Source organism: Polaribacter reichenbachii (assembly GCF_001975665.1).
GTDB classification, from domain to species: Bacteria; Bacteroidota; Bacteroidia; order Flavobacteriales; family Flavobacteriaceae; genus Polaribacter; species Polaribacter reichenbachii.
Map to the genome: position 1 here is coordinate 3,785,294 of NZ_CP019419.1, position 16,300 is coordinate 3,801,593.

General features: G+C 29.7%; 14 protein-coding genes. 11 read left to right on the forward strand and 3 right to left on the reverse strand.

Features of this window, described 5'->3' with window-relative positions:
• Window positions 1-76: 76 nt before the first annotated feature.
• From purL to BW723_RS16220, 5 genes are all read left to right on the forward strand, one after another.
• Complete coding sequence (gene purL, locus BW723_RS16200) at window positions 77-3,754, forward strand: phosphoribosylformylglycinamidine synthase (protein WP_068364214.1); 3,678 nt, start codon at window positions 77-79, stop codon at window positions 3,752-3,754.
• 91 nt (window positions 3,755-3,845) lie between these two features.
• Complete coding sequence (locus tag BW723_RS16205; protein ID WP_139059140.1) at window positions 3,846-5,054, forward strand: threonine/serine exporter family protein; 1,209 nt, start codon at window positions 3,846-3,848, stop codon at window positions 5,052-5,054.
• Between the two features lie 309 nt (window positions 5,055-5,363).
• Complete coding sequence (locus BW723_RS16210) at window positions 5,364-6,146, forward strand: pentapeptide repeat-containing protein (protein WP_068364209.1); 783 nt, start codon at window positions 5,364-5,366, stop codon at window positions 6,144-6,146.
• Window positions 6,147-6,404: 258 nt separating this feature from the next.
• Complete coding sequence (locus BW723_RS16215) at window positions 6,405-8,195, forward strand: AMP-dependent synthetase/ligase (RefSeq protein ID WP_068364206.1); 1,791 nt, start codon at window positions 6,405-6,407, stop codon at window positions 8,193-8,195.
• Between the two features lie 40 nt (window positions 8,196-8,235).
• The gene (locus BW723_RS16220; RefSeq protein ID WP_068364203.1) at window positions 8,236-8,649 is read left to right on the forward strand and encodes a BLUF domain-containing protein; all 414 of its coding nucleotides are present in this window, start codon (window positions 8,236-8,238) and stop codon (window positions 8,647-8,649) included.
• An 88-nt stretch (window positions 8,650-8,737) separates the two neighbouring features.
• Here BW723_RS16220 and BW723_RS16225 read toward each other — a convergent pair whose 3' ends face one another.
• Together BW723_RS16225 and BW723_RS16230 are read right to left on the reverse strand one after the other, a co-directional pair.
• Entirely contained in the window at window positions 8,738-9,343 is a 606-nt protein-coding gene (locus BW723_RS16225) for a thioredoxin family protein (protein ID WP_068364199.1), read from the reverse strand.
• 6 nt (window positions 9,344-9,349) lie between these two features.
• Window positions 9,350-9,883: a TlpA disulfide reductase family protein gene (locus BW723_RS16230; protein WP_068364196.1), complete on the reverse strand. Its 534-nt coding sequence runs from the start codon at window positions 9,881-9,883 to the stop codon at window positions 9,350-9,352.
• 204 nt (window positions 9,884-10,087) lie between these two features.
• Here BW723_RS16230 and BW723_RS16235 point away from each other — a divergent pair, with 204 nt between their 5' ends.
• Window positions 10,088-12,721, forward strand: coding sequence for a chondroitinase-B domain-containing protein (locus BW723_RS16235; protein ID WP_175335428.1), 2,634 nt, complete (start codon window positions 10,088-10,090; stop codon window positions 12,719-12,721).
• A gap of 75 nt (window positions 12,722-12,796) precedes the next feature.
• Here BW723_RS16235 and BW723_RS16240 read toward each other — a convergent pair whose 3' ends face one another.
• Window positions 12,797-13,579, reverse strand: coding sequence for a S1/P1 nuclease (locus BW723_RS16240; RefSeq protein WP_068364190.1), 783 nt, complete (start codon window positions 13,577-13,579; stop codon window positions 12,797-12,799).
• Window positions 13,580-13,702: 123 nt separating this feature from the next.
• Between BW723_RS16240 and BW723_RS16245 the strand changes: the two genes are divergently transcribed.
• From BW723_RS16245 to BW723_RS16260, 5 genes are read left to right on the forward strand one after another with little or no spacing between them, the layout of a single operon-like run.
• Window positions 13,703-14,560 (forward strand): SPFH domain-containing protein, encoded by an 858-nt coding sequence (locus tag BW723_RS16245; protein WP_068364187.1) that lies wholly within the window; start codon window positions 13,703-13,705, stop codon window positions 14,558-14,560.
• Window positions 14,561-14,563: 3 nt separating this feature from the next.
• On the forward strand, window positions 14,564-14,734 hold the full coding sequence (locus BW723_RS17875) for a glycine zipper domain-containing protein (RefSeq protein ID WP_169835739.1): 171 nt from the start codon (window positions 14,564-14,566) through the stop codon (window positions 14,732-14,734).
• Complete coding sequence (locus BW723_RS16250; RefSeq protein WP_076686431.1) at window positions 14,731-14,889, forward strand: DUF4177 domain-containing protein; 159 nt, start codon at window positions 14,731-14,733, stop codon at window positions 14,887-14,889. The genes BW723_RS17875 and BW723_RS16250 overlap by 4 nt, the downstream gene beginning before the upstream one ends.
• 2 nt (window positions 14,890-14,891) lie before the next feature.
• Entirely contained in the window at window positions 14,892-15,392 is a 501-nt protein-coding gene (locus BW723_RS17900) for a hypothetical protein (RefSeq protein ID WP_175335427.1), read from the forward strand.
• The gene (locus BW723_RS16260; protein WP_068364184.1) at window positions 15,389-16,300 is read left to right on the forward strand and encodes an alpha/beta hydrolase family protein; all 912 of its coding nucleotides are present in this window, start codon (window positions 15,389-15,391) and stop codon (window positions 16,298-16,300) included. The genes BW723_RS17900 and BW723_RS16260 overlap by 4 nt, the downstream gene beginning before the upstream one ends.

A 16,300-nucleotide genomic window follows, 5' to 3' on the forward strand; every position in this document is an offset into this window, starting at 1 on the left:
TTCATTTAATCTTATGTTTTAATTTGAAAAAAAGTAAATTTGCATTTTTACAACAACACGCAAACACTACTTAAAAATGATTCATTTCTTTGGAAACAAAAGCAGCAAAGTATTCGCTGTTCAAACTACAAAAGAATTATCTTCAGAAAACATTTCTAAATTGGTATGGCTTTTTGCCAATCAGCCTAAAATAGATGAAGCATCAATAGATGCTTTTTTTGTTGGACCAAGAGCAGCAATGATAACTCCTTGGAGTACAAATGCTGTAGAAATCACTCAAAATATGGGTATTTCTGACATTATTAGAATTGAAGAATTCACTGCTGTTTCAGAAGATTTTTCTGATTTTGATCCAATGATTTCTGAGAAATTTAAAAGCTTAAATCAAGATTCATTTTCTATTGATATTCAACCAGAAGCAATTTTAGAAATCGATGATATTGCTGCATACAACACTAAAGAAGGTTTATCTTTAAGTGATGAAGAAGTTGCCTATTTAGAAAGTGTTGCCACCAAAATAGGCAGAAAATTAACAGACTCTGAAGTTTTTGGTTTTAGCCAAGTAAACTCAGAACATTGTCGTCATAAAATATTTAACGGAACTTTTGTAATTGATGGAGAAGAAATGCCAACTTCATTATTTAAGTTGATAAAAGAAACTTCGAAACAAAATCCTAACGATATTATTTCTGCATACAAAGACAATGTTGCTTTTATAAAAGGACCAAAAGTGGAACAGTTTGCGCCTAAAACAGCAGATAAACCCGACTTTTATCAAACTCAAGAATTTGAATCTGTAATTTCTTTAAAAGCAGAAACACATAATTTCCCAACAACTGTAGAACCATTTAATGGAGCTGCAACTGGTTCTGGAGGAGAAATTAGAGATAGACTTGCAGGTGGGAAAGGTTCTTTACCTTTAGCAGGTACAGCAGTTTATATGACTTCTTATTCTCGCTTAGAAGAAAAAAGACCATGGGAACAAAAATTTGAAGCAAGAGATTGGTTATACCAAACTCCTATGGATATTTTAATAAAAGCTTCTAATGGGGCATCCGATTTTGGTAACAAATTCGGTCAACCTTTAATTGTTGGTTCTGTTTTAACATTTGAGCACGAAGAAAATGCTGCTTCGAGTGATGCTGCTGCAAGAAAATTGGGTTTTGATAAAGTGATTATGCAAGCTGGTGGAATTGGTTATGGAAAAGCAGAACAAGCTTTAAAAGATACTCCAAAAGAAGGCGATAAAATTGTAATTCTTGGTGGAGAGAATTATAGAATTGGTATGGGTGGTGCTGCAGTTTCATCGGCAGATACTGGTGAATTTGCATCAGGAATTGAATTAAATGCAGTACAACGTTCGAATCCAGAAATGCAAAAACGTGCTGCTAATGCAGTTCGTGGAATGGTAGAAAGTAAAGAAAATTTTATTGTTTCTATTCACGATCATGGCGCAGGTGGACATTTAAATTGTTTATCAGAATTGGTTGAAGATACTGGTGGTAAAATCGATTTAGATAAATTACCAGTTGGTGACCCTACTCTATCAGCAAAAGAAATTATTGGTAACGAATCTCAAGAAAGAATGGGATTAGTGATTGCTGATAAACATTTAGAAACTTTACACAAAATTGCAGATAGAGAACGTTCTCCAATCTATGATGTTGGTGAAGTTACAGGTAATGACAGATTTACTTTTGAATCTAAAACTACTGGTGAAAAACCAATGGATTTAGCTTTAGAAGATATGTTTGGTTCATCACCAAAAACAATAATGACAGACAAAACTGTCATCAGAAAATATAAAAATCCACGTTATAAAACGAAGAATTTAAAAATCTATTTAGAGCAAGTTTTACAGTTAGAAGCTGTAGCTTGTAAAGATTGGTTAACTAATAAAGTTGATAGATGTGTAGGTGGTAAAGTTGCCAAACAACAATGTGTTGGGCCTTTACAACTTCCATTAAACAATGTAGGGGTTATGGCTTTAGATTATAATGGAAAAGAAGGTATTGCTACTTCAATTGGGCACGCTCCTATCGCTGCGTTAATCAACCCAGAAGCAGGGAGTAGAAATGCAATTGCTGAGAGTTTAACTAACATTATTTGGGCACCTTTAAAAGATAATTTAGATTCAATTTCGTTATCAGCAAACTGGATGTGGCCTTGTAAAAACGAAGGTGAAGATGCTCGTTTATACAAAGCTGTTAAAGCAGTATCCCAATTTTCTATTGATTTAGGAATTAATGTTCCTACAGGAAAAGATTCCTTGTCAATGAAACAAAAATATCCTGATGGAGATGTAATTTCTCCAGGAACGGTGATAATTTCTGCTGCTGCTAATTGTAATGAAATCAGTAAAGTTGTAGAACCTGTTTTACAAATTGATGGAGGTAATATTTATTATATTAATATTTCTCAAGATGATTTTAAATTAGGAGGAAGTTCTTTCAATCAAGCATTAAATGCGATTGGAAATGAAGCTCCTGATGTTACAAATACTGCTTTTGTAAAGAATACTTTTAACACCATTCAAGAATTAATTAAGGGTGATAAAATTACTGCAGGACACGATGTTGCTTCTGGAGGTTTAATTACAACTCTTTTAGAAATGTGTTTTGCTGACGTTAATTTAGGAGCTGATTTTGATATTTCTTCTTTAAACAATGAAGATTCAATTAAAGTTTTATTCTCAGAAAACTCAGGAATTGTTTTTCAAGCTGATGCTTCTGTAGAAACAATTTTATCAGAAAATAATATCGAGTTTTTTACGATTGGTACTGCAAATAATTCAGGACAGGTAAACATCCAAAACAATGAAGATAATTTCTCTTTTGATGTTACTGAACTAAGAGATGTTTGGTACAAAACTTCTTTCTTATTAGATCAAAAACAAACTGCTAATAATTTAGCACAAGACAGATTTGATAATTATAAAAATCAGCCTTTAACTTATAAATTTCCAGCCAATTTTACAGGAAAATTACCTGTCACTTCGAGCGCAGTCGAGAAGCCAAAAGCTGCAATCATCAGAGAAAAAGGTTCTAACTCAGAACGTGAAATGGCAAATGCCATGTATTTAGCTGGTTTTGATGTAAAAGATGTGCATATGACCGATTTAATTTCTGGTCGTGAAACTCTAGAAGATATTCAATTTATTGGTGCAGTTGGTGGTTTCTCTAATTCTGATGTTTTAGGTTCTGCAAAAGGTTGGGCAGGAGCATTTAAATACAATGAAAAAGCTAATACTGCGCTAAAAAACTTCTTTAAAAGAGAAGATACTTTATCTGTTGGTATTTGTAATGGTTGTCAGCTTTGGATGGAATTAGACCTAATTAATCCTGAACACAAAGTGCATGGAAAAATGGTTCATAACGATTCTCAAAAGCACGAAAGTTCTTTTACATCCGTAAAAATTCAAGAAAATAACTCTGTAATGTTATCTTCTTTAGCCGGAACAGAATTAGGTGTTTGGATTTCTCATGGTGAAGGAAAATTCAGTTTACCAGAAGCCAAAGAAAACTATAATATTGTGGCAAAATACGGTTATGAAGGTTATCCAAATAACCCAAATGGTTCTGATTTTAACACAGCAATGCTATGTGATAAAACTGGTAGACATTTAGTAACAATGCCTCATATTGAGCGTTCTACTTTTCAATGGAATTGGGCCAATTACCCAGCAAATAGAAAAGATGAAGTTACGCCTTGGTTAGAAGCATTTATTAATGCAAAAAATTGGTTGACGAAATAATTTTCGCCCTAAAATACTATATATAAAAGGGCTTTTTAGAGCCCTTTTTTTGGCTTTAATAGCTAGTAAACAAATTATACTATTATTGCAAATGAAAATTCCAGAAAAATATCGATTTATTATTGAATTAGGAAAAGCGCTTCATACTTACGGAATTCCTTCATATAAAATTCAATCTTATTTAACAGAAGTTGCTAGCAATAAAGGAATTAATGCTAGTTTTATGGACTTTCCTACTTGGATTAATTATGCTTTTTATGATGATGATGAATCGTATAATTATATAGAATGTGTACCTCCAGGTTCTTTAAATTTAGGTGCATTTTCTAGAGTTGCTGAATTAAGTAAAAAAGTAATTAATTCTGAAGTAGACAGCAATGAAATTAGCAAAGAATTAAGCATAATTCATCAAAAAACAAAAAGAGTAAATCACTTATATTCAATTTTGGCGTATGCATTTGCTGCTGGCGGATTTGGTTTAATTATTGGTACAAATTGGACCTCTTTTGGTTTTTCATTATTAACAGGTTCTTTGGTGTATTTAATGGTATTTCTTACATCAAAATCAAAATATATAGAAAATGTTTTTGAACCTTTAAGCGCTTTATTTATTACTGTAATCTGCTGTCTTATTAAACAAGTGTTTCCAGAATTTAATGTGGTATTAACCATTTTAGCCTCCATCATTATTTTTGTACCAGGCTTAGGAATTACAATTGCTTTAGAAGAAATAACATCTAAAAATTTGGTTTCTGGCTCTGCAAAACTTTTTGATGCAATAATTCTATTATTTAAACAATTTTTTGGGGTGCTACTAGGTTTAGGTTTAATGAAATCTTTAATGGATGTTGATCTAGCACACAATATCGCAGAAATACCAAAATGGATTAGTTTTCTTGGAATTCCTGTTTTATCCATTACATTATTCCCAGTATTACAAGTAAGAAAAAAAGATATGTTTTTTGGCGCATTAACCGGTGCAATTTCTTTTTCTATTATTGTTTTGCTATCTGGTTTTGGAATATTAATCAGCACTTTTATAGGTACATTAACTGTTGTTGGCGCTAGTGTTTTATTTGGTAAAATCTCTAAGACACCGAAAACGGTCTATTTAATTCAGGGTATTATTATTCTTGTACCTGGTAGTAAGTCTTTTATGGGAATTAGTAATACTTTTCTAAATTCACCAATTGCTGGTTCTGGAAATATATTTGAAGAAGTTGCCTTTATTTTAATGGGAATTATAGGAGGTTTACTTTTTGCAGGTACGTTCAGAGAAAAAAGCAGTAGTAGAGATTAAAAAACTATAAAAGAATAAAAAACTGTTTCAAAAATTTGAAACAGTTTTTACATTAAAGGCAAATATTTAGGGTAATTAATAACAATCTAAAGCACAATAAAATACTTAATAAGAGGCATTCAAAAATATTTTTTTAATGCCACTCTTACTTTAGATTAGTGCTATATAAAGTCTCTAAGAATGTTAATTCTTATTTCTAAAGCCTAAATTATTTAACCTAATTTTAATCTTAAAATCAATTTAAGATTAAAAAACTGTCACAAATTAGTTTTTGTTTGGTCTTTAAAGAAAAAACATAAACTTTTACATATGAAACATAAAATTACTTTATTAGCTGTTCTTTTTTTATCAATTAGCTTTTTTGCACAAAAAACAATTGAAGCATCAGATATTTTAAAAGACATAAAAAATGGTAAATCTATATCTTATCAAAATGCAACCATTGTTGGTACTTTAGATCTAACTTATATGGATGAAGCTATGGAAAAACTACCATCAAAAAGAAAAAGTAGTTGGTGGGGAAATGGTAACTCATCTAACGAAATAAAAAAAATAATCGAAGTAAGTATTTCTTTTATCAATTGTACTTTTAAAGATGATGTTTTAGCTTACATACCAGATGAAGATTCTGGCTACACTTTTACTGCAAGTTTCGAAGATATTGCCATTTTTAAGAACTGTAATTTTGAAAGAAAAGCCATGTTTAAATACTCTCGTTTTGAAAGTGAATCAGATTTTTCTGGCTCTTTTTTTGAGGATAACAGCACTTTTAAATATGCTAAATTTGATAAAGATGTAAGTTTCGAAAGCACTAAATTCTCTGAAATTTCTACGTTTAAATATGCTAAATTTATTAGAAAAGTAAGCTTTGCCAACTCAGTTTTCGAAGATTCTGCAGTTTTTAAATACACTAAATTTAATAACGGAGTTTCTTTTTTTAATACCAATTTCGAAGAAGATTTAAATATTAAATACATGCAAGTTTCTGGAGATTTCGATATTTCTAAAATGAAAGTTGGTTATGATATCGACTCTAAATACACCAAAATAAATGGTAAAGATTTTAATAAATATTTACTTATTAATAATTAAAGCTTATAAATAAACAAATCGATAAGGTTGACTATATGTCAACCTTTTTTATGCTCTAAAGTTTATATTTTATCGTTTTAAAAAATTAACTTTTACACTAAAATTTAAAGACTTAAAAATATCTCAAAAACAATAATTTAAAGGAAAATATAATATTAAGTGTCAAAAAATATATATTTCATAAAATAATATGTGTATTAATTAGTATTTGTAAATTCAAGTTATTTTAGTATTTTGCAATACTACAAAATAGACTCTATGCCAACAGAAATTACAAGGTTATTTGATTTTCCTTATTATCAATTAGAAAAATACAATCTTAAAAAAGCATTTTCTACAAAATACAATGGAAATTGGGAATCAATTTCTACACAAGAATATATAGATAAATCGAACCAATTAAGTAGAGGACTACTTAAATTAGGTATACAACCTAATGATAAAATTGCAATTATTTCTACAGAAAATAGAACTGAATGGAATATTTGCGACATTGGCATTTTACAAACTGGCGCGCAAACAGTACCAATTTACCCTACAATTTCTAAAGAAGATTACGAATATGTATTAAGCCATTCAGAATCCACTTATTGTTTTGTTTCTGATGTAGACATTTTAGAGAAACTAAATAAAATTAAAGGAAAAACTAAACTCAAAGGTGTTTATACTTTTAAAGATATAAAAGGCGAAAACAATTGGAATGAAATCTTAGAATTAGGTCAAGAAACCGACAATCAAGATGAAGTTGAAGCAAGAAAAAACAATGTAAAAACCGATGATTTAGCAACATTAATTTACACTTCTGGTACAACAGGTAAACCAAAGGGCGTTATGCTTTCTCATAAAAACATTGTTACTAACGTTTTATCTTCGGAAAAAAGAGTTCCTTTAGATTATGGTAATTCTGTAGGATTAAGCTTTTTACCTGTTTGTCATATTTTTGAACGTATGATATTATATTTATATCAATATTGTGGTGTAGATATTTATTTTGCAGAATCTATAGAAAAATTATCAGAAAATGCGCAAGAAATAAAACCGCATGTAATGACTGCTGTACCTCGACTTTATGAAAAAATCTACGACAAAATTATTCTTAAAGGAGAAGATTTATCTGGTATAAAGAAAAGTTTATTTTTCTGGGCCGTTAATTTAGGTTTAAAATATGAACCTAATGGCGCCAATGGTTGGTGGTACGAAAAACAATTGGCTTTAGCTCGCAAACTAATTTTTTCTAAATGGCAAGCAGCTTTAGGTGGCGAGTTAAAAATAATGGTTTCTGGTAGTGCAGCTCTACAACCAAGATTAACAAGAGTTTTTGCTGCTGCAGGAATGCCAATTATGGAAGGTTATGGTTTAACAGAAACATCCCCAGTAATTGCAGTAAACGATCAAAAAGATAGAAATTTTAGAGTAGGAACTGTTGGTAAAGTTATTGAAGGTGTAGAAGTTAAAATTGCCGATAATGGAGAAATCTTAGTAAAAGGTCCGAATGTAATGTTGGGTTATTACAAAGATGATGAAAAAACGGCAACTGTTATGAAGGGAGAATATTTCTGTACTGGTGATAAAGGGGAATTTGATCAAGATGGTTTCTTAAAAATTACTGGTAGAACAAAAGAAATGTTTAAAACCTCTGGTGGTAAATATGTTGTTCCGCCTTTATTAGAAGGTGAATTAAAACAATCTCTTTTTATAGAACAAGTAATGGTAATTGGAGAAGGAGAAAAAATGCCAGCCGCTATTATTCAACCGAATTTTGAGTTTATGAGAGATTGGATAAAACATAAACATTTAGATATAGGTTTAACTAATCAAGAAATTATAAGTTCTGATATTGTTATAAAACGTATTCAAAAAGAAGTTGATAAATGCAACAAAAACTTTGGAAAATGGGAGCAAATAAAGCGTTTTGAACTCACGCCTGAAGAATGGTCTATTGATGGTGGTCATTTAACACCAACAATGAAAATGAAAAGAGAAATAATTAAGAATATATATATTAATTTATACGAAAAAATTTATAGAGGTAATTTTTATAAAAGTTAAAATTTAATTTCAGTTTTTGTCTATTTTCAAGAATTAAATTATGTTAAGTCAATTAGTATATTATTCTATAACTAATGTAATTGTTTCAGATAAAGTTATTACAGAAATTTTAGAGTCTTCTCGTAAAAACAATGCTGCTCTAGAAATTACAGGCTGTTTACTTTATCATAATTACATTTTTCTACAGCTTTTAGAAGGTGAAAAAGAAAATGTAAACGAACTATTTGAAACTATTAAAAAAGACGAAAGACATTCTAATGTTACTTTAATAATAGAAGAAAATATCAACGAAAGAATGTACCCAAATTGGAGTATGGCTTATCACGATTTTAGAGCTAAAAAATCAGCAAAAGATAATTTTGTTAAAAGCATTGATTTTTCCTCAAATAATATTCCAAAAAAAACTGAAGCTATTGATTTATTTTGGCGAATGGCAAAACAAATAGTAGTCTAAAAGTAATATATTTTATAGCAAGAATACATAAAAAAATCCCTAGAATTAAATTCTAGGGATTTTCATTTATAATATTAAAATATTATAATTAAACTTTAATAGAACAACCAATTGCTCTAGTTTCTGTTTTTTCTACTGTTTTACCAGCCAATAAAGCATCAACAGCATCTTCTACATACTTTTCTGTAACAGCATCTGGGTTTCTAGAGCTATTATCAATTGCACCTATATATTTTACCTTCATATCATTTTTGGTTACTATAAAAACATGTGGAGTTTTAGTAGCTCCAAATTTTGGATAAACTTTCTGGCCTTCATCTAACAAATAAGGAAAATTAAAATTCTTTTCTTCAGATCTTACTTTCATTTTCTCGAAACTTTCATCAGCAACAGCTTCGGGATTATTTGGGTTTATAGCAATTACAGGATAACCTTCATCTTCATACTTATCATTTAAAGCAATAATTCTGTCTTCATTTGCTACTGAATAAGGACAAGTATTACAGGTAAATATAATAATGTAACCTTTTGCATCATCATAATCTGATAATGATAAAAAATCACCATCCACATTTTTGAGTTTAAAATCTTCTATTTTATCTCCTATTTGATAGCCAGAATCTGATTTTAAAGTAAAAGCTGTTGCAGTAATTACAACAACTGCAAGTAATAAAATGTTCTTTATTGTTTTCATAATTTATTAATTTAAAAATGTTTTTAATTCGTTTTCTAAAGTGATATAATCAAAAGATTGTTCGTAAAATTCTCTTTTATTTTTATTGTAGATAATTGTTGCTGGTATTGCCCCACTCCAACTTTCATCAATTGCTTTAATCCAAACATCTTCATTTACATCATTTAAATATACCACTTCAGATTGTAAATTTCTTTTACTGATAAAAGGAATCAATTTTTTCTCAACTTGTTTCGGAAAATCTAAACTCACCAAAATAACCTCAACATTTTTGTCTGCATATTCTTTATTTATTTTCTCAAAATAAGGCAATTCTTTTACACAAGGTGCACACCAAGTTGCCCAAAAATTAATTACATAAACTTTATCATCCTTTTTTTCTAATAAAGGTTTTAGTTGATTGTAATTGTATGTTTTTACAGATGTAATTTGTTTTGTTTCTTCAGCAGAAAGATCATCAGAAACCGGTTTAGCAACTTCTTTTTTACAAGAAGTAACTACAAATAGTAAAGTAACGAACAGTAATGCTTTTTTTATCATATTATAAAAATACATATTAAATTAAATGGTAAGTTAAAATTAACTCATTATTAACATTTCTATAAGATGATATCTTTTTAAAATTCTTGTTTACAGAATATTAATTCCATACTTTTGGTAAACCAATTTGGTAAACCAATTAACTAAAAACATTAAATTATGAAAAAAAACTATTTCAAAAGCAAATTTTTTGAACATCTAACAATGGCAATATTCTTCTTTTCTGCTTTTTCTTCCTATTCTCAAACCACCTACAATATCGACGATCCAGAAGATTTAAGAAACGTAATTTACAGTCCTGGGGATGTTATTATTCTAAAAAATGGTACTTACACAACAGACGAACGTATGATTTTTTTAGGGTCAGGTACTAAAGAAAATCCTGTTACTTTTAGAGCAGAAACTCCTGGTGGTGTTATTTTTACTGGAGGACCAAGATTAACAGTAGGTGGTGAAAGTGAAAACAATGTAAAAGTTGCAACAGGTGAATATTTAGTTGTAGATGGTTTCCATTGGAAAGGTGGTTATGGAGCCAGTAACTTTATAGAATTTAGAAACGGACAAGATTTTGCTCATCATAGCACAATTCAAAATTGTGTAATAGATGGTTTAGGTGTTGAAGCAAGTGAATTAGCTGAAGATTTGGCAGATGAACAAATTACCAAACACAGATGGATAGTTTTATATGGTACATATAACACAGTTATAAACTGTTCTTTTATGAATAAAGTTACTGCTGGTGCTATTGTTTTAGGAGAATATTCTTACAATGCTTTTCCTGACGGAGATGATGGTGCTAACAATAGTTGTGCAGAAGTTGGTCATACAATTTCGAAAAATTATTTCTACAATTTCGAAAAATTAACAGAAAAATACGGAACAAAAGCAAATGGTGATGCTTTATCGAATTCTGGTGATAGTGAAACTATTCGTATTGGTACAAGTTCATATCAAATGGTAAATAGTAACGTAACAGTTAGTAACAACTATTTTGTACAAGCAGATGGTGAAAATGAAATTATTACCAATAAAAGTAAAGGAAACTCTTATTTAAACAACACTTTTAGAAGATCTAGAGGTTCTTTAGTTTTAAGACATGGCTCTAATGCTACTGTAGAGGGTAACTTTTTTATTGGTGAAAATGTAGATGGTACAGGCGGAATTAGAATTACTGATAGTGGTCATTCAATTACTAACAATTATATTCAAGATTGTATTACTGTTTTAAGTAATGCTAAATGGAATAATGGAATTACATTTATTGGTGGTAGTGAAGACGCTGATGTTGCTTGTACTTCTGATGACGTTTCAAATGGATATCAACAAACAGAAAACATTACAGTTTCTAGAAACACTATTGTAAATACAAACGCTCCTTTATTTTATAATACCGATAAAGGTTCTACAGATCCTACAGGTGTAATTTCTGATAATTTAATTTATTTCCAAGATTCAAATGCAAATCTAACACCTGTAATTTCTGGTGATACAGAAACTGCTTACAATAATCTAGGTACAGCTTTAACCTATACTGGTAATGTATTTACCGGTTCAACTTTAGGAGCCACAAATACTGGTTTTTCTGAAGAATCTGGAATAACTGCAACTGCAGATGGTGAAATTTTTACTTTTACAGGAACAGGTGTTGCTAACAAAGGTGCAGATTTAGGATCTAATACCCCAATAACTGATGCTATGGTTGGTTATGGAATTGGAGCTTGTTTTACAGATTATACAGGAGCAAGTATTATAGATGGTAATTGCGTAATTGAAATTAGCGAATCTATTAACGTTAGTGGTTTATCTCCTTTATCTTCAGAAGCTGGTAGTTATGATATTACTGTAACTGCTAATGTAGGATGGACAGCTGTTTCTAATAATGATTGGATTACTATTAATGTTGACTCTAGCACAGGTGATGCAACAGTTTCATTAACTGTTACCAAAAACGAAAGTGCTGATAGCAGAACAGGTACAGTTACATTTACACAAGTTGCTGGTGGAGATGATATTATTAAAACGCTAACTATAACACAAGAAGGTGCAGATTTAACATCTTTATTTACATTAATAAATACTGGTACAGGATTAGATACTGATAAAGTTACCGTACATTCTTTTTCTAAACAAAACGACTCTAAATCTCCACCAGAATTAGCAATCCACTCTTTAGATAAAGATCTAGACACAGAATGGACAGCAGATGATGGATCAATTATTTCTGGTGACTTTAAAGGTGATGGAGAATATGTAATTTATGATTTAGGTGATGAATATGACTTAGACTTAATCCGTTTTAACACAACAAGTAAATCTGATGCTTTTGGAGTACAAATTTGGGTTTCTACTACTGGTACTGATGCAGCAGATTTTACAAGAATATTACCAACTACTGGAGATTTATTATTTTCTGCAACGAATACAACAGATTTTAATCAATATGAAGTAGATGAAGATGCGCTTTATGTAAAACTAATTGGTTTTGGTAGATTTAATGCTGATGGTGATAGTAGAGAAAGTGCTTGGACAGCCATTACAGAAATTGAGTTTTATGGAGAATCTACAGCACTTAGCGTAAATGATTTTTCTGCAATAGAAGGTCTAAATGTTTATCCAAATCCTGTAAACAATAAGGTATTATTTATCAAAAGAACTGCAACTGATTTTAATGCTGTAAATATTTATTCTTTATTAGGTCAAAAAATTCTAGAAGCAAAATTATCTTCTGATAACCAAACAAATAAAATTGATGTTTCTTCTTTAGAGTCTGGCGTATATTTTGTTGAAATTAGCAATGGAAAACAAAAAGCCATCAAAAAAATAATCGTTACAGAATAACAGTAATTGAATTACAAAAAAAGGTCGTCTATATATTTTATAGACGACCTTTTTACTTTTATTTTGATAAATTAATTAATCAAAAATATCATTCAATACTTTAGCCAAACGAATACCACCTTTTTGTAACTGAGTTCTTACAGTTCCAAAATGATCATAATTATATCTGTAACGTAAGTTTTCTCCTATTTTTGCAGATTTATAAACCTCAACAGAAATTTTGTGTACTTCATTTACCCAATCTATAATAGAACCTTGTTTTATTAAATCTATTTGCTTTTTTGATAAATCTTTAGCATTATCAGCTAAATCAGAATAACTCATTCCATAGTCATCAATCATTTTACTGTCCCAAACACTATGTAAATTTGTTCCTTTTCCAAACCATTGTACTTGGACATCATTACCTCCTTTATCCTCTTTTCTACCAATATGTAAAGGTTGATGTAAATCTCCAATAAAATGAACCAACATTTTTAAATGAAAAACTTTGTCTTCTTCGCTGCTATTTTCATCCTTTAAAACCTTAATACAAGTATCTATACCTGTTACTAAATCTCCCTGCGGATTTTTTTCAGCTTCTTCATAAGTCTGATCTAAATCCATATTTACATAATGCCAAGGCGAATATTTTCTATAAGCTCTATCAGATTTTATTTCATCTGCAAACGTAGATACAAAAGCTAAACTCTGCCCTTTTAATAATTTATCAATTTTCTTTTTGGCTCTATTTGTCAAATGGTTTTCGGCAATTTTACCAGTAACTCTATGCCCGTTTTTACCCCAAAAAACAGTTTCTTCTGTAGTAGAATTTGTTAAAAAAAAGAAAGGGATTAACAATAATAATTTGATATTCATTTTTCTGAATTAAATTTAATATATCACAAAAGTATAAAAATATTTATCAGAAGTTTTGGAAAATCAAAAAAATAAATCATATCTTCGTGATATCATTTTAATATCACTATAAATTTACTCAATATGAAAGCAGAAAAAATTATCAAATTAGCCAATGGCTACCTAATGTTGTTTATTGTATTATCATTGTTTTTCGGCGGAATTGCAATGTCAATTTTTAAAACTCCTATTTTTATTCTGGCTTCAATTGTAGGTTTTATTGGTTTCTTCGGCTTTATCCTTGTAAATCCAAACACTTCTAAAGTTATTTTACTTTTTGGTAAATATGTAGGTACTATTAAAGAAAATGGTTTGTATTGGGCCAATCCTTTATTCAGAAAAAAAACAATTTCTTTAAGAGCTAGTAATTTTGATAGTGAACGTTTAAAAGTAAACGACAAATTGGGTAATCCTGTAATGATTTCTACAATTTTGGTATGGAGAGTTACAGACACTTATAAAGCTGCTTTTGATGTAGATAATTACGAAAATTTTGTGCGTGTACAAACAGATGCAGCTGTACGTAAATTGGCAAGTATGTATCCTTATGACAATTTTGCTGATGAAGGCCATGATGAAGACATTACTTTACGTTCTAGCGTAAACGAAGTTTCTGAGGCTTTAGAAAAAGAATTAGAAGAGCGTTTATCAATAGCTGGAATCGAAGTTTTAGAAGCAAGAATTGGTTACTTGGCTTATGCTCAAGAAATTGCTTCTGCAATGTTAAAAAGACAACAAGCTACTGCTATTGTTGCAGCAAGACATAAAATTGTACAAGGTGCTGTAGAAATGGTAGAAATGGCTTTAGAAGAATTAAACAAAAAAGAAATTGTAGAATTAGATGAGGAGCGTAAAGCTGCAATGGTTAGTAATTTATTAGTTATTTTATGTGGTGATAAAGAAGCATCACCTGTAGTAAACGCAGGTACTTTAAGTCATTAAAACATGGAGAAAAAGAAACAAAAAAAACAAAATAAAGGAACAGGAATTGCTATAGGAATAGCAATTGGTGTGGCATTAGGAACCGCACTAAATAACATTGCAATAGGAATTAGTTTAGGGTTGATTTTTGGGGTTATATATGATTCTAATAAAAATAAAAAGACGAAATCGTGAAAGAATATAAAGTTGTTAACTGGAAAATGGGCTTATCAAAAAACAATCAAAAACTTGAGGACACTCTAAATCAATATGCAAGAGAAGGTTGGGTTTTAAAACATCTCGCAGAAAACACAGCTAGAATAGTTTTAGAAAGAGATAAAAATCGTTAGTAATGAAGGTTTTTAAAGAAGAACAACGTTTTACTCAATTATGGTTAATTGTTTTATTGGCAGTTAGCTTAATTGTTCCTATTGGTATTCTTTTTCAAGAATACAATAAACCAGAATCTTCTTTATCTTTAAATAAATTAATAATATTTATAGTTGTTATTTTACTAACCGCGCTTTTAATTTTCACTTTTAAGTTAACAACTAGAATTGATGAAAAAGGAATTTACTACCAATTTTTTCCTTTTCATTTAAAGTTAAAATTAATTGCTTGGCAAGATATTTCTAAAGCTTATGTAAGAAATTACAGTCCTATTAGCGATTATGGTGGTTGGGGATTAAAAGGGGGTTGGTCTAGTGCAAAAGGCAAAGCTATAAATGTTTCTGGAGATGTAGGCATTCAACTAGAACTAAAAACAGGCAAGAAATTGTTAATTGGTACCAATAAAGAAAGTGAAGCTAAAAGAGTTTTAGCCACATATTCATCAAAAATAGAAATACTATGATACGTTTACTGAGTTACCTTATTATTTCAATTTTAAACATCACAGTTTCATTAGCTCAAATTAATTCGGATGAAATTCTGATTAAAAACCAAGCAATTGAATTACCTGGAACTTTAACGTATTCTGAAGAAAAAACACCTTTAATTATTTGGGTGCACGGTTCTGGAGGTGTAGACAGAAATGGTAATCAGCCAAAATACATTCAGCAATTTAGAGAGGCTGTAAATCAAGAAAATATTGCATTTTTTAGTTTTGATAAAAGAACAGCGAATCCTAAAAACATTAGTTTTATAAAACAAGATGGCGTTTATTTTAATGATTTTGTAAATGATGTAAAAGAAATCGTAAATCATTTTAAAAATGATGCACGTTTTACAGAAATTATTTTGGTTGGTCATAGTCAAGGTTCTTTAATAGCAATGTTAGCTTCAGAAAGTGTTGATAAATACATTTCGATTGCTGGTGCTGGAGAAACTATTGATAAAACTTTAATAAGACAATTAACTGCTCAAAATCCCGATTTTGCTAAAGTTGCCACAGCACATTTTAAAGAGTTAAAAGAAACTGGCCAGATTAAAGATGTTAATCCTTTTTTGATGTCTATTTTTGCGAAACAAAATCAGCCTTTTTGGGCTTCATGGATCGAATTAGATCCAACTGAAGAAATAAAAAAAGTAAAAATACCAACCTTAATTTTAAATGGTGATAAAGATTTACAGGTTTTAATTAATGATGCAGAAAATTTAAAAACAGCTAAACCAGATGCTGAATTTGTAATCATAAAAAATATGAATCATATATTAAAAGATATTCAAAAAGACGAAGATAATTTAGCATCGTATACCAATCCAGATTTTAATATTTCAAAACAACTAATCCAAACAATTGTTGAATTTGTAAAAAAATAA

Bases quoted from the DNA above. Each gene is read 5' to 3' on its own strand.
- BW723_RS16245 (WP_068364187.1), top strand. From the start codon at position 13,703: ATGAAAGCAGAAAAAATTATCAAATTAGCCAATGGCTACCTAATGTTG.
- BW723_RS16225 (WP_068364199.1), bottom strand. From the start codon at position 9,343: ATGAAAACAATAAAGAACATTTTATTACTTGCAGTTGTTGTAATTACT.
- BW723_RS16240 (WP_068364190.1), bottom strand. From the start codon at position 13,579: ATGAATATCAAATTATTATTGTTAATCCCTTTCTTTTTTTTAACAAAT.
- BW723_RS16220 (WP_068364203.1), top strand. From the start codon at position 8,236: ATGTTAAGTCAATTAGTATATTATTCTATAACTAATGTAATTGTTTCA.
- BW723_RS16215 (WP_068364206.1), top strand. From the start codon at position 6,405: ATGCCAACAGAAATTACAAGGTTATTTGATTTTCCTTATTATCAATTA.
- BW723_RS17900 (WP_175335427.1), top strand. From the start codon at position 14,892: ATGAAGGTTTTTAAAGAAGAACAACGTTTTACTCAATTATGGTTAATT.
- purL (WP_068364214.1), top strand. From the start codon at position 77: ATGATTCATTTCTTTGGAAACAAAAGCAGCAAAGTATTCGCTGTTCAA.
- BW723_RS16260 (WP_068364184.1), top strand. From the start codon at position 15,389: ATGATACGTTTACTGAGTTACCTTATTATTTCAATTTTAAACATCACA.
- BW723_RS16230 (WP_068364196.1), bottom strand. From the start codon at position 9,883: ATGATAAAAAAAGCATTACTGTTCGTTACTTTACTATTTGTAGTTACT.
- BW723_RS16205 (WP_139059140.1), top strand. From the start codon at position 3,846: ATGAAAATTCCAGAAAAATATCGATTTATTATTGAATTAGGAAAAGCG.
- BW723_RS16210 (WP_068364209.1), top strand. From the start codon at position 5,364: ATGAAACATAAAATTACTTTATTAGCTGTTCTTTTTTTATCAATTAGC.
- BW723_RS17875 (WP_169835739.1), top strand. From the start codon at position 14,564: ATGGAGAAAAAGAAACAAAAAAAACAAAATAAAGGAACAGGAATTGCT.
- BW723_RS16235 (WP_175335428.1), top strand. From the start codon at position 10,088: ATGGCAATATTCTTCTTTTCTGCTTTTTCTTCCTATTCTCAAACCACC.